Annotated in this window: 18 protein-coding genes; 13 read left to right on the forward strand and 5 right to left on the reverse strand. The window is 34.2% G+C overall.

The window, feature by feature from the left end; translation table 11 throughout:
• Positions 1–1,607: 1,607 nt before the first annotated feature.
• On the reverse strand, positions 1,608–2,144 hold the full coding sequence (locus BW942_RS01555) for a hypothetical protein (protein WP_001216953.1): 537 nt from the start codon (positions 2,142–2,144) through the stop codon (positions 1,608–1,610).
• Between BW942_RS01555 and BW942_RS01560 the strand changes: the two genes are divergently transcribed.
• The 3 genes from BW942_RS01560 to BW942_RS21945 all read left to right on the forward strand — a co-directional run bounded on the left by BW942_RS01560 (position 2,128) and on the right by BW942_RS21945 (position 4,903).
• Positions 2,128–3,366: an alpha/beta fold hydrolase gene (locus BW942_RS01560; protein WP_000560489.1), complete on the forward strand. Its 1,239-nt coding sequence runs from the start codon at positions 2,128–2,130 to the stop codon at positions 3,364–3,366. The two genes, BW942_RS01555 and BW942_RS01560, sit on opposite strands and share 17 nt — an antisense overlap.
• Before the next feature lie 274 nt (positions 3,367–3,640).
• The gene (locus tag BW942_RS01565; RefSeq protein ID WP_000017889.1) at positions 3,641–4,309 is read left to right on the forward strand and encodes an LIC11874 family lipoprotein; all 669 of its coding nucleotides are present in this window, start codon (positions 3,641–3,643) and stop codon (positions 4,307–4,309) included.
• A 462-nt stretch (positions 4,310–4,771) separates the two neighbouring features.
• Positions 4,772–4,903, forward strand: a complete 132-nt coding sequence (locus BW942_RS21945) for a hypothetical protein (protein ID WP_000870011.1) — start codon at positions 4,772–4,774, stop codon at positions 4,901–4,903.
• Between the two features lie 342 nt (positions 4,904–5,245).
• On the opposite strand, the gene BW942_RS01570 is transcribed toward BW942_RS21945, so the two are convergent.
• Positions 5,246–5,995, reverse strand: coding sequence for a menaquinone biosynthetic enzyme MqnA/MqnD family protein (locus BW942_RS01570; RefSeq protein ID WP_000690060.1), 750 nt, complete (start codon positions 5,993–5,995; stop codon positions 5,246–5,248).
• Positions 5,992–6,246 (reverse strand): hypothetical protein, encoded by a 255-nt coding sequence (locus BW942_RS01575; protein WP_001984210.1) that lies wholly within the window; start codon positions 6,244–6,246, stop codon positions 5,992–5,994. The genes BW942_RS01570 and BW942_RS01575 overlap by 4 nt, the downstream gene beginning before the upstream one ends.
• 209 nt (positions 6,247–6,455) lie before the next feature.
• Between BW942_RS01575 and BW942_RS01580 the strand changes: the two genes are divergently transcribed.
• On the forward strand, positions 6,456–7,328 hold the full coding sequence (locus BW942_RS01580; protein WP_002145390.1) for a CheR family methyltransferase: 873 nt from the start codon (positions 6,456–6,458) through the stop codon (positions 7,326–7,328).
• 482 nt (positions 7,329–7,810) lie between these two features.
• Here BW942_RS01580 and BW942_RS01585 read toward each other — a convergent pair whose 3' ends face one another.
• Positions 7,811–8,332 carry an HIT family protein gene (locus BW942_RS01585; protein ID WP_000390240.1) on the reverse strand — a complete coding sequence of 174 codons (522 nt, stop codon included), beginning with the start codon at positions 8,330–8,332 and terminating at the stop codon, positions 7,811–7,813.
• Positions 8,333–8,621: 289 nt separating this feature from the next.
• Here BW942_RS01585 and rsmH point away from each other — a divergent pair, with 289 nt between their 5' ends.
• The 9 genes from rsmH (at position 8,622) to BW942_RS01630 (ending at position 18,185) form a co-directional block, all read left to right on the forward strand.
• The gene (gene rsmH / locus BW942_RS01590; RefSeq protein WP_000445616.1) at positions 8,622–9,626 is read left to right on the forward strand and encodes a 16S rRNA (cytosine(1402)-N(4))-methyltransferase RsmH; all 1,005 of its coding nucleotides are present in this window, start codon (positions 8,622–8,624) and stop codon (positions 9,624–9,626) included.
• 6 nt (positions 9,627–9,632) lie between these two features.
• Positions 9,633–9,995 (forward strand): hypothetical protein, encoded by a 363-nt coding sequence (locus tag BW942_RS01595; RefSeq protein WP_000094079.1) that lies wholly within the window; start codon positions 9,633–9,635, stop codon positions 9,993–9,995.
• Positions 9,964–11,484, forward strand: coding sequence for a UDP-N-acetylmuramoyl-L-alanyl-D-glutamate--2,6-diaminopimelate ligase (locus BW942_RS01600; RefSeq protein WP_000782604.1), 1,521 nt, complete (start codon positions 9,964–9,966; stop codon positions 11,482–11,484). Before BW942_RS01595 ends, BW942_RS01600 begins: the two co-directional genes overlap by 32 nt.
• 56 nt (positions 11,485–11,540) lie before the next feature.
• Positions 11,541–12,647 (forward strand): phospho-N-acetylmuramoyl-pentapeptide-transferase, encoded by a 1,107-nt coding sequence (mraY, locus tag BW942_RS01605; protein WP_000500387.1) that lies wholly within the window; start codon positions 11,541–11,543, stop codon positions 12,645–12,647.
• A complete protein-coding gene (locus BW942_RS01610) occupies positions 12,644–13,798 on the forward strand; it encodes an FtsW/RodA/SpoVE family cell cycle protein (protein WP_000606798.1) in 1,155 nt (384 codons plus the stop codon). The genes mraY and BW942_RS01610 overlap by 4 nt, the downstream gene beginning before the upstream one ends.
• Entirely contained in the window at positions 13,795–14,871 is a 1,077-nt protein-coding gene (locus tag BW942_RS01615; RefSeq protein ID WP_000836517.1) for a UDP-N-acetylglucosamine--N-acetylmuramyl-(pentapeptide) pyrophosphoryl-undecaprenol N-acetylglucosamine transferase, read from the forward strand. The genes BW942_RS01610 and BW942_RS01615 overlap by 4 nt, the downstream gene beginning before the upstream one ends.
• Positions 14,872–14,873: 2 nt before the next feature.
• Positions 14,874–16,340: a UDP-N-acetylmuramate--L-alanine ligase gene (murC, locus tag BW942_RS01620; RefSeq protein WP_000377539.1), complete on the forward strand. Its 1,467-nt coding sequence runs from the start codon at positions 14,874–14,876 to the stop codon at positions 16,338–16,340.
• A 100-nt stretch (positions 16,341–16,440) separates the two neighbouring features.
• Positions 16,441–17,640, forward strand: coding sequence for a DUF2157 domain-containing protein (locus tag BW942_RS01625; RefSeq protein ID WP_001235370.1), 1,200 nt, complete (start codon positions 16,441–16,443; stop codon positions 17,638–17,640).
• Positions 17,637–18,185, forward strand: coding sequence for a GDYXXLXY domain-containing protein (locus BW942_RS01630; RefSeq protein ID WP_000688790.1), 549 nt, complete (start codon positions 17,637–17,639; stop codon positions 18,183–18,185). Before BW942_RS01625 ends, BW942_RS01630 begins: the two co-directional genes overlap by 4 nt.
• Here BW942_RS01630 and BW942_RS01635 read toward each other — a convergent pair.
• Entirely contained in the window at positions 18,145–19,035 is an 891-nt protein-coding gene (locus BW942_RS01635) for an NAD(P)-dependent oxidoreductase (protein WP_011172234.1), read from the reverse strand. The genes BW942_RS01630 and BW942_RS01635 overlap by 41 nt on opposite strands.
• Positions 19,036–19,125 lie beyond the last annotated feature (90 nt).

The raw sequence follows: 19,125 nt of genomic DNA on the forward strand, positions 1-19,125 counted from the left end.
ATTGGTTACACTGAACTTATGTTAAAATAACGTGAGTTCCGGCGTAAGAAATTCATGATTCTGAAAAAAGTTGGAATCTGAACTTTATAGATCGATTCTTTAAATGTGGGAGCTACCACAATTTATAAAATAGAAGTTTATAACGATTGAATCTGTCGTATTCAAGTGTGGGAACTCTCACAAATCACGATCTTAAGAATCAATTCTAAAATTGTAGGAACTCATACTTTTAAAAAATTCTTTCTCAACCGAGCTCACATTAAAAAAATAGGTTTTCAATTTTGATGATGGTTGCAAAACAGCGGTTTTGTGTAAAAAATTCATTGGACGGTGATTTTTTTGTATTTTATAGTAGTTCCCACAATTTTCAAAGTTTAACTATAAATCTACGATTTGTAAGAATTCCCACATCTATTTTTTACGAAAAAATTGACCTAAGATAAAACGGATTTTTTATACCGAATTCACGTAAACTTTAAACTACTGATCTCTATTAAATCAAGTATCTAAGTGTTTATCCCAAAGTGTCATTTCGAATAAATTTGATAGAATCCAATATGAAAACGATTGAAGTGTAGGAAAATTCAGCAGAACGCTCTTTCAAATTCATGGGTGCTCGAAGTAACTCAGCGTCTCACTCTCTGAATGCCGATCCTTAAAACGCATTCTCTGAGTTTTAAGGATCGCGTTTTATAATAAATTGAAACTAAAGACGAAATATCGTATAACGTTTCTCTTATGCAATTTATTGACTGGAGCTGAACGCACGGTTCGGCAACGCCGAATTTGCCTAAATTTTTTTACATTGAATTTGCGTTAGAGTTGTTGAAAAATTCCATACTGGAGATTAACAAAACTGATTCAATCGACCGTTTTCATGAAATAGAAACGGATGAGAATTCATTTTTCAAAAACTCTATTATTGATGTGTAAACTATTGGATTCAATGTTTTATTATATAGTCATAGTAGCAAACGCTATAAGATTGATTACCGTGATTACTCGTATGCATAAAAATAATATTTATGCTGAACTTGTTTTAAAACTTAAAATGCGGGATTTTCTTCAAAAGGCCAACAAACTCAGATTAAATGTAATTTTTTGAAAATTCCATATCTTTGTAAAATCAATCTTTAATTTGAGGTATTATTTTTATACGTTCGGGTAGTAATTTTGATTTTAGGACACTGTTTCAGCACAAAATATTAATACTTTTTTATATAGTTCTGAGTAAGTAATTCCTAAAAAATTATAAAAATTTGTAATTCCCTGTATCTTTTTTTGCGAAGAAAGTTTAAGACCATCCTTTCCAATTTACATCAGAAGAATTTTCATCATTTTATTGGTCCCTAAATTTGAAAAATAAATTAAGGGCTATATAAAAGAACTCCTAATGTTTCCCACTGAAGCGTGTTTTACAACGAAAATTCATAATATTCGGTTTTATAAAAATAGATAAAAAAGATTAAAAATAGTATCAGAAATTTTTCGTGTATAATAAAAAGTATAGGCTTTGTTTTGCGATTTATGTAAGTATTAAATATTTTTATTTCTAAATTAGATCAGATCACTATCTTTAACAACAAGTGAAAGTATATATAAAAATATTAAAAAAATCGAATAGAACTGATTACTGTTGTTAATTCGTTAACTAAATAATTGTGAGGCGTCTCATCGCTGTTATATGTAAGAAGGATCATTCTTTTGCGATTTGCAATCATATATACCATCCAGAATCGATCTTCTTTTGTAAATTCGCATGCCATAATCTTGCTACCTTCTTCGTTATCAAACACTGCGATTTTATCTTCTTCAAAATTGATTTCGTGAGTTTTTAAATATCTTTCTAATTCTTCTCTAAGATTGTAACTTCCCGATTTGTTTTCAAATGCGTAAACTTGAAGAGCACCACTTCCATTTTCTTCGAAAAATGCTGGAATTCCTTCGATGACCATATGAACCCAATGCACTGGAATTACCATGGAATACCATCCATTAGGTGATTTATAGAGTTTGTATTCTGGTGTTTTAGACATGAAGAATCCTTTACCAGAATCTTTTCCAGGATTTTTCGGGCAAGCAGCTTCTATTTCTTGACATTTCAGAATTTCCAATATTTTTAATTCTGTGATCGCAATTCTCAAGAATCGTAGAAGTCCGTTCTACTTGGCGACTACGTTCTTAATTCTATTATTATTTGCATTATTTGCTTCTACGCTCGCTTTTATTTTTACAGGCGTTTTGATCTTAATACTTTTGATCCATCCTCTTCTTTTAAATTGGATCGGAAAATTATACGGACAAGAAGACATCGCCGATGAAGTTCATTTTGCTAAAACCAAAGACGGATGGAATCTGGCTCTTCACAGACATGTTCCTATTCAACCAAATCCTCAATTAGCACCTGTGTTGGTGGTTCATGGAATTGCTACCAATAAGTTTGTGATGGATCTGGATCGAAGACATTCTTTACCTTATTATTTGAAACTTAGAGGATATGACGTGTTTGCGGTTTCACTTAGAGGTTGTGGAAGATCTTATCATGAGAGTCCTACACGTTACGAGGATTTTACTTTCGATGACATCGTAAAATATGATGTTCCAGCTATGATTGAAAAGGTGAAAAAAATCACCGGTTCCGATAGGATTTCGTATGTAGGCCATTCTATGGGGGCGATGATTTTATATTCGCATTTTTGTATATCTGAACATAAAAAAGATGTAGAAGACATTGCCGCTTTTGTATCGTTAGGTGGACCAGGAAACCTAAACCATATCGGAATTACTCTAATCGGAATGCTTTCTAGGTTTCCACGTGCGAGAAAGATGTTGGATCTTAAATTTGGGGCTTCTATTCTCGCACCGTTGGCTGGGGAACTTTATACTCCGATTGACGAAGTTTTATATAACCCTAATACAACTTCCTCCAGAACAGTTAAGAAAATTATGAAAAACGCAATTGAGAATGTTTCGGATGGAGTTACGGAACAGTTTATGCATTGGATAGAAACGAAACGGATGCATTCTCTCAATGGGTTTTATGATTATGTTCAACTTCAGAAAAAAATTTCTGTACCTTCTTTGTTTATTGCTGGAGAAAAAGATGTGATTGCAACTCCGGAATCTGTTCGTTCCGTGTATGAAAAGGCAAGTTCTAGAAAAAAAGAATTTAGAGTGATTTCTAAAGCGAACGGAGCTTCCGATGATTACGGTCACGCCTGTCTTGTAATGGGTGATCGTGCGGAAGACGACGTATTTCAACATGTGGAATCTTTTTTGAAGAAACACGGACTCAGAGACCAACCAGGAATCGGAACCAAGATCAAGGAGGGAATTCTTTCCGCTTTATTTAGGTTTCGCGGTTAGATCTTTGCCTAAGAGCTGCTTATATCTTTAATATGATTTTTGACTGTTCTAAAAATGGGTATTTACGAAAATTTTCGGATTACTCGAGATAAGATTCCAATTGCTGGTCTGTTCGCAAATTTCGCTCAGTGAGAGTGATGTTCGAAAGATTATGATATTGATATTACATAAATTCGATCATATCGATTTTGGAAGCGTTGGCGAAGGCGTCGATAAGTAAATTCTATTTCGGGATTTACGTTGACGGATTCCTTTTCGGTCACAGATTAGATGTATGAGCCATTTTTCAGGCCAAATTTTTAAGTTTTTCGTTTTTGTCCTAATTTTATTACTTTCCAATTGTTTCGACTATGAGGAAACACTTACAATCAATCATGATTTTTCTGGGACATTAGAAATTGCTTATGTGGTTCCTACTCGTAGAAATTCAGATGAATCTCTCATCAAATTCCTTCCCACTCAAAAAGATGAAATTTTAGGAAGATTGAATAAGGGTTTTTTCTCTAGAAATATTTCGTTAAAAGACTATACATATCAAAAAATCGTAATTCCAGAAACGGACCCGAGTTTATTTCGCGAAAAAGCGAAGGTCTATTATAAGGTGGAATTTCAAGATCTTTCCCAAATTGAAGATGCGATGCTTGGAAAGGTTCAGGTTCGTAAAAAAGGAAATACTCTTTATGTTAAAAGAGAAATTCCTATGATTAGTCGTTCACCTGAAACCCTCAAGAAAGATGGGGAAAAAAAGATTTATTCGGAAACTCTTCGTTTATTACGTACAAGTTCTATTTTATTTAAGGTAAATTTTCCGATCGCTTCTATTTGTAGATCTAATCGAGGAGACGTAAATTTGGGAAAACTCAGTTATCGTTTACCTCTTGCGGAAACGATTGAGAGGACGGGAAATAATTCTTGGGATTATAGGATCACTGTAATTTATTGATTATTTTGTAAAATCATATAATTGAATATATTTTTATATTATTTTTTTATAATATATTTATTTAACGCGAGTTTGGTGTAAGAAATCCGTGTTCATTTTTCTGAAAAAATTAGAATCTGGACTTTGTAGATCGATTCTTAAAATGTGGGAACTCCCACAAAACTTAAGATTGTCTATATAATGATGCAGTAGTTCCCACAAATCGCAATTTTTACAAATCAATTCTAAAATTGTAGAAACTCATACTTTTAGAAAATTCATCTTCTTGCATCGAATTCACGTTATAGAATACTCAAAATCCTGCTTCTGAACGGAATTTATCTAAAAATTCATGAATGGGATCGTAGTTTCACAAAAATATGGGAAATCATACAATTTTTAATATTGTTCAAAAGTTTATAAATTGTTCCGAGAAACTTAAAATGTGGGAACTCCCACAAATCACGATTTTACAGATGAATTTTGAAAGTGTGGGAACTTATACGTAAACAAAAGCAGGCTTATAAACCAAAACTCGCTAAAATTACACAATTTGTGGGAATTACTGCAATTTATGAAAAGGTTCAGTACGATTTTTTTCAAGTTTTGGGATAAAACTTAAATATAAGTTTTTCTATAGATCGTGTTCAAACTCAGCAAAACGCTCTTTATGAATCGCGTTTTAGGCCGTTTGAGTAACTCAATATAATAATTACTTTTGTATTGATTCTATCGAATTCACGTTTTACTGAGTAAGAGCGACCATTGAAATTAATTCATCGCTTTTCTGTTATAGACAGAGCCTGGATAGATGTTACTTGAGTTCAGAAAACAATATTGAGTTTTTATTCATCTAGATTTTCTTACATCTAACTCACGTTAAATAGAATAAGTTTCTGCAAAATCGATTCGTTCTGAGGCTCAAAATTAACTCTTCAAAAATACTAGATCAAGTTTTTATAAAAGATTCAACTGGCTGCATTTCTCTCTAAAAAGTAAAAATCCTTTTTGATCTTCTTCCGTAATTTTATAATGAAGTTCTTTTGTAAGATATTCTCGGACTAGGGTGGAAGAAAGTCTGGATTCATGAGAGATAATTTCTTCTATGTGAGAAACTCCATATTCTAAAGATTGAATGAAGATAAGATCGTCTAATTTTAAGGATTTTTTACTCGCCCAAAGGGCAAATATAAAACCGAGTCCTGTAAGTTCGTTCCACCACTGAGCTAAATCCTTGACCTCGTAAAACTCTGGATTCCATTTTGCCAAAAGAGCGTTGTCTCCAAATAACATGTGTGAACCGATTCCATTTGAAATTTTTTCCTGAATCAATTTTGAATCGGTAGGTTCTACATAGGGAATCAAACCGCTTTCTTCATAAATTAAAACTCGAACTAGGGCCACACTCGTTTTAGATCCATTGTCCGTTAAGATTTGTTTGGGAGGAAAATTTTCTCTTTTATTTTTAAAAAAGAGAATGGACCTTACCTTTTCCCGAGCGCAGACTCCGGTACCGTAATAAGTGTTTAAGACATGATCGTTTCGAATACATTCGATCGAAGAAATCAATCCTAAATCGATGGTTCCGTTTAATAGATAATCTTTTAAAATGGCGGGATTTTCCGGAACAATCTCGTGTTTCTTATTTTTTTCGAATCCCCAAGTCAATGGTCTGGCGTTTAAATGTTTAACAATTCCAATTTTCAACGATTTTCTCTTTCTAAAAACTCCAATAAAATCGGATAATCTGAGTTTGCTAAATATAGAATTGCACAGTGATTGGCCGCTGGAACGGCGGCTCCTTCTAAAAAAAACAATTCTTCTCCGACTACAAAATAATGAATTTCTCTAGAATCTAAAAACGATTTTACGATGGAAAGCAACATTGGGTCTGTCGTTTCCCAGCGAGCCGAAAAATCGTCTTCATTTTCTTGTTCGTTTCTTTCAAAAGGTTCCATAAAAAGTTTCAAAAAACGCAACGTTTGAATTCCATTTTTTATACCGTCTCATTTTATCAACGGTTTTCAACCAGAAAGTTTTTATCGATTCGAAACGATAAGAATTAAAATTGAGAAAAATTACAAAACGATTTTTTAATTCATATCTTGAAAACCTAAATTTGTAACTCTTGACAGAGGATTCGGTTTTTTATAAACCATTTCAAAATATGACAGAAAGCCAATTCGGAATAACTACGATTTCGGACGAGGAATTTCAATTCGTCAAATCCCTCATGTACAAGGAAACCGGAATCTTTCTCGCAGATCATAAAAAGATCATGGTTCAATCCAGACTCAACGGAAGAGCAAAACATTTCGGTTTAAAAAACGTTTCTGAATATATAGGAAAACTTAGGGCCGATCATGGATTTTTTAATAGCGAACTTACCGAGCTCATCAATCGAATTACTACTAACAAAACGGATTTTTTTCGAGAGAATCATCATTTTGAGTTTTTAAGAGATACCTTCTTTCCTTCAATAGAAGAGAAGGCAGCAAAAAATGGAAAAAAAATTCTCAGAATTTGGTCTAGCGCGTGTTCAACGGGAGAAGAACCCTATACGATTGCAATTACATGTTTAGAATACTTTGCATTCAAACCGGGATGGGACATTAAAATTTATGCATCTGATATAGATACAAATGTAATCAATACCGCCAAGGAAGGAATTTATAAAGAGGATCGTCTTCAGCCTGTGGACGATAAACTTAAAAATAAATACTTTGTCAAACATAAAGATCCCGAAAGAGGGGAATTGACATATCACGCAAAACCACAACTTAAAAATCTAATCGATTTTAGAAAGGCGAATCTTCTGGAAACTCCTTATCCAATTCCTGAAAAGATGGACTGTGTGTTTTGTAGAAACGTGATCATTTATTTTGATAAACCGACTCAAAAAAAAATATTCGAAAATTTTGAAGCCGTTTTAAAGGATCGAGGATTGCTTATCATCGGGCATTCGGAAACTTTATTCGGAATTTCGGAGAGCTATAAATTTTTAGGACATACGGTATATCAAAAAAAACCTGTGGTCTAATTTTAAAATGAAGAGTTTTGACCTTTCGCTCGGAAATATCTAATCTTTTGAAAGTTTTTTTATAAAATTAGATTTGTGTTATTCAGAGCTATAACACGATACTCAATATTTTGTTTTGAAACAGTACTTTGTAATTAAAATTTACGGAACTTAATTTTATAGGATCAGTAGTTCTCACAGAAATATATTCTTTTCTGAATAAAAATACTAAAAGAGTAATTCTAAGTAATTTAAAAAAATCACTAATCAAACTAAATTAGTTCTTCAAAATCGTTTTAAAAACCTAGTGTTTAATTTTAAAGAATGATCAACTACTAATCTCTATAAAAGTAACGTAAATTTTTATCATAAAACACTGTTTCGCGGTACAAATTGGTTTTTATTATATAGCTCTTGAATAAAGAGAAAACAATTCAGATTCCGTTTTTATTTCTTTTGATACAATTCAGCTTATTGATGATTGAAACGTTTTCAAAAAATTTCTATGAAAATTCTTTCCAGATTCGAATCCATTCCTTTTGCATTTCATAAGGTTCGTAAATTACAATTCTTGAATTTGCTAATACGTCTAAAAATCCGGCTTCGTTTGGGAATCTAGGAACGATGTGTTCGTGAATATGAGGAATTGAACCTCCCGAATTTTTACCTAGATTATAACCTAAGTTGAAACCCTGAACGTTCCAAAGTTTTTTTAAAATAGAAATTGCTTTTACAGTTCCTTCATGAATTTCCATTGCTTCTTCTTTGGTTAATTCTTCGTAGGAAAGTATATGGCGTTTTGGAAAAACGATTAGATGTCCAGGATTATAAGGGTAAAGATTTACCGAAACAATAGTAAAATTAGTTTCTGCAACGGTAAGATTAGGAACTTCCGGATCCTTTCTACAAATTCCGCAAAGAATACAATCTACATCGGGTCTTTTCCCTCTCGCATAATCCAGTTTGTGAATAGAAAAAAGATTTTTCCTAGGTTCGTCCCATTGTGTAGAATTTGAATCTTCCATTACACACAAATTATTTGAATCTTCTTTTGTGTCAAAAAATTAGCGTACGTTTGTAAAACATGAATAGATTTTTAAAATCTATTCATGTGTTTTTATAGTAAATTTGAGGTATAAGTTCATCCTTCCGGAAAAAGATAAAATGTGGGAACTCCCACTTTTAAATTTTCAAAAACGAGAAATTGAGTAGAACCCTGAAAATGTGGGAACCCACACAAAATAACCGATTCGATTCAATTTTTGAGAATTTCTACAGATGGGCCGTCAAGAATTTTCATGATTTAGAGTTATAATGGAATCTCCTTGCAGGACCATCACTTTAGAAAAGAATGGAACTAGTTTGGAACCAGTTCATTATTCAGTTCAAGGAAAAGAGATTCTTCAAATTTTTAAGGAGAATTTTCAAAAAGAAGATCCGGTATTATTTTTAGATGGAACTGCTGGAGAAGGAGGGCATAGCTTTTTATTTTTAAAAGAATTTCCCAATTCCAGAATTATACTTTGTGACAGAGATCCAATTATGCTTTCAAGGGCGCTCACAAGGCTTTCCGATTTTTCAGAAAGGGTCGTTTCGATCCAAACAAACTTTTCCGAGATCAATCAAAAGCTTCTAACTTCTTATGGAATTGATCAAACTCCACAGGGAATTTTACTGGATCTTGGAATTTCCACATTTCATCTTTTTCATTCAGGGAGGGGTTTTAGTTTTCGAGAATCAGAACCTTTGGATATGAGACTCAACCCAAATAGTGGACAGAGTGCAGAAGAAATTCTGAATATATATCCTAAAGATAGATTGATGAATATATTTTATACGTATGGAGAAGAGAGATGGTCCAAAAAAATCGCAGAAGTGATTGTAGAAACTAGAAAACAAAATTCAATTTCAACTACTTTTGAACTTGCGAATTTGGTTTCTAAAATAATTCCCCGAAAGTTTTGGCCGCCGGGAAGACATCCAGCAACTCGAATCTTTCAAGCGCTTCGGATTGAAGTCAATCAGGAGTTGGCTCATATCGAAAATGGACTCAAACTCCTTTTGGATCTTTTGCGTTTGGGAGGAGTGATACAAGTGATCTCGTTTCATTCTCTAGAAGATAGAATCGTTAAAAATTCTTTTAGAGATTATGCGAAACAAAACGGATTTGAGCTTCTTACTAAAAAGCCGATTCTTCCTTCCCAAGAGGAAATTGACGAGAATCCCGCTTCTCGTTCAGCAAAATTGAGAATACTTAGAAAAACAAAATCGGTCGATAAAAAATATAGAAATAAAAATTTCGAAGAAGAGGAAGAATAAAAATAGATGTCGTCGTTTTCTGCGTTACTAAAACATTCCGTTTGGAGAGATCTCTGGACTTTATTTTTGAACCTAGGAAAAGTGATTCTTTTTTTAAGTTTATTCTTTCTTTATGTTTGGCAGAACGTTCAAGTCGCCAGGCTCAACAGAGAAATAGGAATTGCTACGAATGAAAAAATCAAACAGATTAAAAAGAACGACGATTTAAAAATTGGAGTCGCCACTTATACTTCCGCGAGAAGAATCGAAACTCTTTACAGAAAAACATACAACTATCTTCCTATCACAGTGGGGGATAGAATCGTCACTTTGAATTTACCTCCTGAAAAAAACGAAGATGAAAATGAAGTTAACCAGTCTTCTCCTTAAATTTCCAGAAATCAAACTAAAGTCTTTTCCTTCCGGAAAAAATCCGGATTCAATCGAAATCGAATATATTCAATCGGATTCTAGAAAAACAAACAAAAACGATATATTCTGTGTAGCCGATTCTATTGGTTCCAAAAAGAAAGAATTTATTTCCAACGCAAAAGCTTCCCTAATTTTACTACGAACCGATTCAAATGTTTTGAATGATCTTTTAGAAGTTATGAATTCTTCCAAAATTTTTTTGGAATGTGAAATAGATCCGGAGCAGCTACAAGGTAGAATCGCATCTTTTCTTTTAGGACATCCTTCTAAAGATTTGGATATTGTAGCCGTAACCGGGACAAACGGTAAAACTTCTTTGACGAATATTCTATTCTCATTAGCAAAAGACCAAGGAATCAATTGTGGATTGATCGGAACAATTGGAGTTAAGTTTGGAGATAGAGTGATAGACACAGGTTATACTACACCGGATGCTTCTTCTCTCAACTTAATACTCAAAGAAATGAAAGAAGAAGGAATCACTACCGTTTTTATGGAGGCAAGTTCTCACGGTCTCAAATTAGGTAGAATGAACGGGATTTCTGTAAGGGCAGGAGTATTTACAAATCTTACTCAAGATCACCTAGATTTTCATTCCGATATGGAGGATTATTTTGAAAGTAAATTTCGTCTTTTTGAAATTTTAGATTTTTCTAAATCTACTTTTGCGGTTTTAGACTATTCTGCGCCAAATGGCAGCAAACTCTATCATAAAATTCTAAATCGATTTCCTGATCTTTTAATATATGCGTTAGACGATATATATAGAAAATGGAAGATAAGTGACATTTCTTTAAACTTACAAGGTACTTCCTACGTTTTAGGCTTACCTGGAAACCAGGAACGAAAGATTTCAACCAATCTGCTCGGTTCATTTAACGTTCGAAATACGGCTCTTGCGTTTTTGACCGGAATTGGTATAGGTTTAGATCTGGAAAAGATGTCTAACTCTCTGGAAAAAATTCCTCAGATTCCTGGAAGATTTCAGATCATCTACAGCAAAGATCGTTCCAGGATGGCGGTCGTGGATTACGCACACACTCCGGATGCTCTCGAAAATATAATTCGAAGTGTAAGAGATTCTCAACCTAAATGTTTGATTACTTTGTTCGGATGTGGAGGAGATCGGGACCGAACCAAACGTCCTAAAATGGCTCGAATCGCCGAAGAACTTTCCGATCAGGTGATCTTGACCTCCGATAATCCTAGAACGGAAAAACCAGAAACGATTTTAGATGAAATTCAAACCGGGTTTTCCTCCGGTTTTATTCCACTTTTACGGGAAGTAGACCGTGCGAAAGCAATTGTAGAAGGTATTTCTTGTTTACCCGAAGGAGGGTGTTTACTTGTGGCTGGTAAAGGACACGAAGAATACCAAATCATTGGAAAGGAAAAACGTCATTTCAGTGACGTGGAAGAAGTTCAAAAAGCGTTCGGGCTTTTTTAGAAATTTTCCGATACAAAAAAAGAATACTCCGTTTTTTTGAAAACAGGGCAGGAAAAATGTTTTATTATCTTTATGATCTTTATTTCAATCATCTAGACTCGCTTCGAATTTTCAGTTATGTTACCTTTAGAGCTCTGATGGCCGGTTTGACTTCTATGTTAGTCACGTTTTGGTTCGGACATAAGATCATCGACTTTTTATACGGATTAAAATTTAGAGAATCCGTTCGAGATGACGGTCCCAAGTCTCACGAAATTAAAAAAGGAACACCTACGATGGGAGGACTTTTGATCATAGGTTCTCTTTTGATTTCAGTTTTACTCTGGGGAAATTTAAAAAATCCGAATGTGATTTTACTTTCCGTATTCTCCCTTTCTTTTTCTGTGTTGGGTTTTGCGGACGATTATATGAAGTCAGTAAAAAAAATCAAAGGTGGAATGAGGGCAAGAACTAAGTTTATACTTTCAATTTTGATCTCTTTTATTTTTTGTATATTATTTTTTTATTATACAGGAACGACTGGTCAAACTGGTAAGATCTCTTTTCAACTTACTGATTTATTTTTTCCTTTTATCAAAGGACCCGTAATTGCGTTAGGCATAATTGCTATTCCTTTTTCAATTCTTGTCATTATTGGTTCTTCTCACGCTGTGAATTTGACGGACGGACTTGATGGTCTTGCAACGGGAACCGTTTTGATTTCAGTGATGACTTTAGGAGTTATTGCTTATTTTTCCGGAACTCCTATTGTAGCGAATTACTTGAACATTCCTTATCTTCCGGGGGCACACGAATATTCAGTGTTTCTTTCCGCACTCACAGGTGCACTTTTTGGTTTTTTATGGTTCAATGCACACCCCGCTCAAGTGTTTATGGGTGATACCGGTTCTTTGTTTTTAGGAGCAACACTCGGGATGATAGTGATTCTTTTGAAGAAGGAAATTTTACTTTTAATCTTGGGAGCGATTTTCGTGAGTGAGGCTCTTTCGGTGATACTTCAAGTAGGTTCGTTTAAACTGACCGGAAAAAGAATCTTTAAGATGGCTCCGCTTCATCATCATTTTGAGTTAGGTGGATTGAAGGAAACTAAGATAGTGATTCGTTTTTGGATCATTGCAGTCATTTTGGCGATTATATCTCTCTCGACTTTGAAAATTCAATGATCAATTTTATCATAAGAAAGTGGAGAGAGTTTTGGCTTCCCGGAAAAAATTCCTTAGACGTTCTTTTGATCGTGACGATTTTTATTCTCTTATTTACCGGGCTATGTGTTATGTATTCTTCTTCCAGTATTACCGCTTGGAGAGAGTTTAAAGATTCCGAATATTTTTTAAAAAAACAAACGATTTGGATCTGTGTGGGATTAGTTTTCTTTTTTTTCTTTTCCTTATTTCCTTATCAAAAACTCGAAAAACTAGCGTTAATCGGAATTGTTTTGGCGATTGGTCTTTTGATTCTGGTTTTTATTCCTGGAATTGGAAAATCTGTTTCTACGTATTACGGAAGAAACTTTCATAGATGGATTGCTATAGGGCCGTATCAACTACAACCTTCCGAAGTGGCTAAGGTGGCGGTACTTGTTTATCTAGCCTCTCTCTTTCAAAAATTGAAATTAGAAATTACTCTGGACTATAAAAAACTTTTAATACCCATTTTACTTCTTTTGACAGTGATCGTGTTGATTCTTGTAGAGCCCGCATTTGGAACCACACTCGAAATTCTATTTGTCATTTTAGGTTTTATTTTTTTATTCGGATTTCCATTTCGAAACCTGCTCATTGCAGGAATTGTTTCGCTTCCTTTAATTTACATTTTAATCGATCGTGTTGGTTATCGAAAGAAAAGGGTGGAGGTTTGGCTCGATCCGTATCGGTATCGTTTTGACGAAGGTCATCAGCTTGTGACTTCGTTTCGAGCATTTTTAGATGGTGGATGGTTTGGAAATAAATTGGCGTCTGGTTATGCGCACAGGTATTTAACTTACAGTCATACCGACTTTGTACTAGCTACGTTTGTCGAAGATTTTGGTTTTATTGGATTTATGACATTTATTTTTCTGGTTCTACTTTTATTGTTCCGAAGTTTTTATCTGATCCAAAAAGTTCAAGATCCATTTGGATTTTACTTAGGGGCGGGAATTTTGATCGTTTTAGGAACTCAGTTTATCATCAATATGTTTGTGGTAACTGGAATTTTTCCGATTACTGGAATCAGTTTGCCGTTTGTGAGTTACGGAGGATCTTCAATTCTGATCGTATTAATTTCTCTCGGAATTCTTGTCAATATTACTCGAAAGGAAAATCTGGGATTATGAAATCGATTGTAATCGTGGCCGGCGGGACCGGAGGACATATTTCACCGGGAGTTGCACTTGCGGAAGTATTGACTGAATTGAAAGAAAAAATCGGATACGAAAATTTGTATTTATATTCTTTGGTTCGTAATAAAAATAATCCAGATTTAGAACAAGCTCCTTGTCCGGTTTTATGGCATAATCTTCCACCTCTTTCCAGTAATTTTTTTCTGTTTCCTATTCGATATACTATCCAAATTATAAAGACTTTTTTTATATTCAAAAAATTAAATATAGATGTAGTCATAGGAATGGGGGGATACTCCACGGTGTCTTCTATTCTTTATGGAATATTTTTTAGAAAAAAAATCTATCTGTGTGAACAAAATACAATTCCAGGAAATGTAAATCGATTGTTCTTCCGGTTTGCGAGCAAAGTGGCGTTTAGTTTACCGCCTAAAAATTCTAAAATTCCATGCGATTATCAAGTATTAGGAAATCCTCTTCGAAAAAAAACGATCCCTAAAATGTCTCTTAAGTTTTTTGAAAAATACGACACTAAAAAAAAGAAACAATTTAATGTGCTTGTGATGGGAGGAAGTCAAGGTGCGAGACAGATCAATAATATTGTAATCGCTTTGATGAGTCACGAGGAAATCAACAAGCAGTTCCGATTTAGAGTGCTAACTGGTTCGGCTCTTTACGAAGAGGTTTCTAAAAAATCCAAAAAGGACGCAGAGCTTATCTCTTATTCTGACAATATGAAGGAGCACTATGAATGGGCAAACTTTGTTATTGCTCGTTCTGGCTCGGGGGTTCTTTCTGAGTGCGCCGCATTTGCATTGCCTATGATTTTAATACCTTATCCTTATGCAAAAGACGATCACCAAATGGCAAACGCAAAATATTTTGAACTTAACGGAGCGGCCATCGTGGTCGATCAAAAAGACGAGGATGAGTCTCATCTTTTTCGTGTTTTAGACCAAATGGCAAATGACGTAAATTTGTTAAACGACATGTCGATTAGTTCTCTTGAATGTTCTCACGTGGACGCTTCTAAGGACACGGCTAAATACTTTTTCTCTCTCGATTGAAGATGGATTCAAAATCCTTTCAAAAACCGTTCTTTTTGGGAATCGGCGGTTCTGGAATGTCTTCTCTTGCGTTTTTACTTTTGAGCAAGGGCTTTGAGGTAAGCGGATATGACGGTAAAAATTCCGGAATTGTAGAAAAATTGATTTTAAATGGAGCAAACGTATTCCATAAATCTGATATTTTAGAAGTGGAAAATTACAGTATAGCTGTGTATTCTTCTGCGATCCGATTGGATAACCATCCTTTGGTGAAAAAGTTCAAAGAAAAAGGAATTCCTTTGATCCATCGATCGGAACTACTTCATAAAATCATGTCGGAGAAAAAACAAATTTCGATTGCAGGTTCGCATGGAAAAACGACTACAACTGCGATGACGGCGTTTTTATTGGAAAAGTGTGGAATGTCACCGTCCGTAATGGTAGGGGGAGAAGTAGCGTTTTTAGGTGGTAAAGGTGGTGTATGGGGAAAGGGAGAATGGGGAGTATTTGAATCGGACGAATCGGATGGGACATTTAACAATCATTATGCGGAAATGAGAATTCTTACCAACGTAGATGAGGATCATCTAGATTATTATCAAACTCGAGAAAATTTGTTGAATGCGTTCGTACGTTATATGGAAGGCGCATCCAGAAGATTGATTTTAAATTTAGACGATATAGGAATTAGGGATTCCATTAAACTTATACACGATCATTCTAAAATATTAGGATTTTCTAAATATAAAAATCCAGACGAATTTACGAGTGGTTTGTCTCGAAATTCAGAAAAATCAAAGGATGACTTAAAAAATTCGGATATTGCTGGGGCTGAAAAAACTTCTAAGGTTTTGTACGGCATCGATCCAGATAAAATTGTGTATTACACAATACAATCCGGAATTCTGTATTTTTATTTTCAAAAAAAAGAATATTCTTTTTCTCTAAAATATCCAGGGGAACACTACTTAAAAAATGCTTTGGCGGCGATCTTGGCCTGTTTTGAAACCGGAATTCCTCTTTCTGACTTGGTTTCTAAAATTTCAGAGTATTCCGGAGTAAACAGAAGGCTTGAATATTTAGGAAGTAAGAATGGGATTGAAGTTTATGACGATTACGGTCACCATCCCACTGAAATCAAAGCAGTGATACAGTCTATGGAAGAGTTGAAAAAAGAAGGAAGGGCGGTCATATTATTTCAACCACATAGATATACTAGGACACAAAATCTTTATAAAGAGTTTGCAGAAAGTTTAGATTCGGGTGAGATCGTATTTCTTTTACCGATTTATTCTGCGGGAGAAGATCCTATCTACGGAGTGAAAGCGGAACTCATTTCAGATTTTATGAAGTTCCCCGCAAAAATTCTTCCTAAGGAAATTTCAGAAGGAATTTTCACATTGAAAAGTTTTTTAAAACCTGGAGATAAGTTAGTCACCCTAGGAGCGGGTAACGTAAGAGACTGGGGTTTAGCTTTTTTAAAAAATTAAATTGTATTTAAAAAGTTACTGATTTAAAATACGAGTTCAGATTCTTCCGTTTAAAAAAACTTCTTGTATTTAATTTGATTCTCCTTAACGTTTCCCATCTATGCGATTAGAACAAAAACTAAAAAGATGGGTAAGTGCGGGATTGATCGCTTCCGAACAATCAGAGGCGATTTTAAATTTCGAAGAAAACCGAAAATCTTCATATTTATACTATTCGTTCCTCATTTTAGGAGTAGTAATCATCGGTATTGGCGTCCTTGCGATTATTGCGGCTAACTGGGAAGAGCTTGATGATCTTGTAAAATTGGGATTTAGTTTTATCGTTCTTACTTTTGTCGCAGGACTAAGTTTTTGGAAACGGGAAAATCCGAATCTATTTACAGTTTTTATAGTTCTATATTCAATTTTGATTTTAGGAATGATTGGATTGATTTCTCAGGTTTACAATTTAGAAGGAGAGTATTATCAAGCAGCGATGCTTTGGTGTATACTCAGTTGTTTGTTCTTAATTACGACTGATTCTAAAACCTTTTTACATCTTTGGATTTTAGGGTTTCAAATTTTTATGATTGGATGGATACAGCAACACACTTGGGATGATCCGGAACATCTTGAACAAAATCAGAGTTACTGGACTCAATATCTTTATTATTCTCTAATTGGTTTTACTGGATTTTGGTTAGCTTCTGAAAAATTTGTTTTGGAATCTAGAAAAAATACTCTATTTCTTTGGGCCGTAATTTTTTGGGTTATTGGAACTTGGTCAATGGGGTTTTTTCCAAATCTTTCCAATTTTTATGGTAGTTCGGGTACAGAAAATGGGATTAATCATCTGTTTTCATTTCCGTGGGTGATTATGATTTGTAGATTGTTGATTCTAACTCCGATTTTCTATCTTCTAATTACTAATTCTGAAATTGATTCTAATCAAAAAAAATCTTTAGGAATCGGTTTGGTTTTATTTTTCTTACTGTGTTTTCCACATCCATTTCGTTATATTCATTCAGCAGAAACGATAGGAGCACATATTTGGAATTATTCTATCCAGTTGTTACCTTCATTTTTATTCATTTTATTTTGGTTGGCAATTGCATCCGCGTTTCGAAACCATAAAAGGATTTTCGACCTTTCTTTAGCAATCATAGGAATTCGGTTCTTATATTTTTATTTTGATCTATTTGGAAGTCTTACCTATACTGGATTTGGGCTTATCATTTCTGGATTATTTATTATAGTACTTACGATCGGATATTTAAAATATAGATCTAAGGTAAGAGTTTTATTAGGAGGAGGAGAATGAAAATTTTCAAACTAATTCTTCCTATTGCTTTGGTGTTTCCGATCTTGTTTTTCGTTTCGGAGATTATAACTTTAGAATTTACTAAAACTAGAGGAAAGGAATTGATTCTACCAATCAAAGGTTATGATCCAAGAGATTTACTTTCGGGACACTATCTTCAATATAATATTGGGTTTAAAACTAGCGAAGGTGACGCTGTTTGTAAAAGACAAAAAAATGAAATATTGAATCAATCTAATTCAGATGGAAAGAGTTGTATTTGTTATCCTCATTTGGGTATGATTTATGAAAACGAAGGACTTTTTGTAGAAGATTGTGACGAGGGAACTTTAAAGGATAAGAGTCTTTGTAAAGTATATTTACGTGGAACCTGCAAATACGGACGTTTTGAGATTGCAAACGAACGTTTTTATGTGAACGAGGCAAAGGCTCTGGAATATGAAAAGAGACTTAGAAAAGAGAAAGTACACATTCGTTTAAAAGTAGACTCAAAAGGAAAAGCGATTACAGATTCTCTGATTTGGGAGGACGGATCTTCGCTGTGACTTCGTTTAAACTACAAAAGTCATTTTCCGCATAACCAGCGTTCATTCCTAAGTCGTAGATTTCCGGAAGATTTTTACAAAGGGAAAGGTTTGTTTTGTTTTCTTTGGCAAGTTCTATTGCGTGATAAACGTCCTTTCTCATGTTTTTGAGAGAAAAATGAGTTTCGTAGTCTCCTGAAAATACATAAGGAAATTTGAATTCTGCAATTCCCGATTTAGCAGCGGATTGAAGAAGAATTTCTTTTAGTATTGAAGGATCTAACTCGGAATTTTTTGCAAGTTCAAAACCTTCCATATAAACTTGAAAAATTCCCGCCTGGATCATGTTAAGTGCAAGTTTTGCCTTTTGACCTCCTCCAATGGAACCACAATAGACTGCGTTTTTACCACAAACTTCAAAGAAGAATTGAATGTCTTTTATATCTACTTGTTTGGCGCCTATCATAAAAAGAATCTGTCCGTCTCTTGCGGCGTTTTTAGAACCGGTCATAGGAGAATCATAAAAACGAATTTTTTTCTCCGAGCATAACTTTGAAAGTTTTAGTGTCAAAGAAAGAGAAGTTGTTCCACAATCGATTAAGATGGGAGGTTTTGTATCTAAAAGTCCTGAAGAAATCGTTTCCTTTTCTACGATTTGATCTTCGGTCAGACAAAGAACTACTAAATCAGAATTTTTAGCGGCTTCTACGGGAGAATCAAAAATTTGCACGTTATCTTTTTTTAAATCTTGGATTTTAGAAAGGTTTCTTGTGTAGAGTCTGAGACTATGTCCGGCTTTTGCAAGATTTACCGCCATTCCACGACCCATAATTCCGGTGCCTATGATGGATATAGTATATTTATTAATCATAATATAACATTAAAATAATTTATGGTGTATTTAAAGTTTTAATTAAATTTGTCAGAAAAATTAAGCTGTAAGATTTATCCCAGTCTTGGT

Source organism: Leptospira interrogans (assembly GCF_900156205.1).
Lineage (GTDB): Bacteria > Spirochaetota > Leptospiria > Leptospirales > Leptospiraceae > Leptospira > Leptospira interrogans.

Excerpts from the sequence above, each read along its gene's own strand:
- mraY (WP_000500387.1), top strand. The coding sequence starts at position 11,541 with ATGTTTTATTATCTTTATGATCTTTATTTCAATCATCTAGACTCGCTT.
- BW942_RS01565 (WP_000017889.1), top strand. The coding sequence starts at position 3,641 with ATGAGCCATTTTTCAGGCCAAATTTTTAAGTTTTTCGTTTTTGTCCTA.
- BW942_RS01635 (WP_011172234.1), bottom strand. The coding sequence starts at position 19,035 with ATGATTAATAAATATACTATATCCATCATAGGCACCGGAATTATGGGT.
- BW942_RS01600 (WP_000782604.1), top strand. The coding sequence starts at position 9,964 with ATGAAAATGAAGTTAACCAGTCTTCTCCTTAAATTTCCAGAAATCAAA.
- BW942_RS01595 (WP_000094079.1), top strand. The coding sequence starts at position 9,633 with ATGTCGTCGTTTTCTGCGTTACTAAAACATTCCGTTTGGAGAGATCTC.
- BW942_RS01625 (WP_001235370.1), top strand. The coding sequence starts at position 16,441 with ATGCGATTAGAACAAAAACTAAAAAGATGGGTAAGTGCGGGATTGATC.
- BW942_RS01615 (WP_000836517.1), top strand. The coding sequence starts at position 13,795 with ATGAAATCGATTGTAATCGTGGCCGGCGGGACCGGAGGACATATTTCA.
- BW942_RS01575 (WP_001984210.1), bottom strand. The coding sequence starts at position 6,246 with ATGGAACCTTTTGAAAGAAACGAACAAGAAAATGAAGACGATTTTTCG.
- BW942_RS01580 (WP_002145390.1), top strand. The coding sequence starts at position 6,456 with ATGACAGAAAGCCAATTCGGAATAACTACGATTTCGGACGAGGAATTT.
- murC (WP_000377539.1), top strand. The coding sequence starts at position 14,874 with ATGGATTCAAAATCCTTTCAAAAACCGTTCTTTTTGGGAATCGGCGGT.
- BW942_RS01585 (WP_000390240.1), bottom strand. The coding sequence starts at position 8,332 with ATGGAAGATTCAAATTCTACACAATGGGACGAACCTAGGAAAAATCTT.
- rsmH (WP_000445616.1), top strand. The coding sequence starts at position 8,622 with ATGGAATCTCCTTGCAGGACCATCACTTTAGAAAAGAATGGAACTAGT.
- BW942_RS01630 (WP_000688790.1), top strand. The coding sequence starts at position 17,637 with ATGAAAATTTTCAAACTAATTCTTCCTATTGCTTTGGTGTTTCCGATC.
- BW942_RS01610 (WP_000606798.1), top strand. The coding sequence starts at position 12,644 with ATGATCAATTTTATCATAAGAAAGTGGAGAGAGTTTTGGCTTCCCGGA.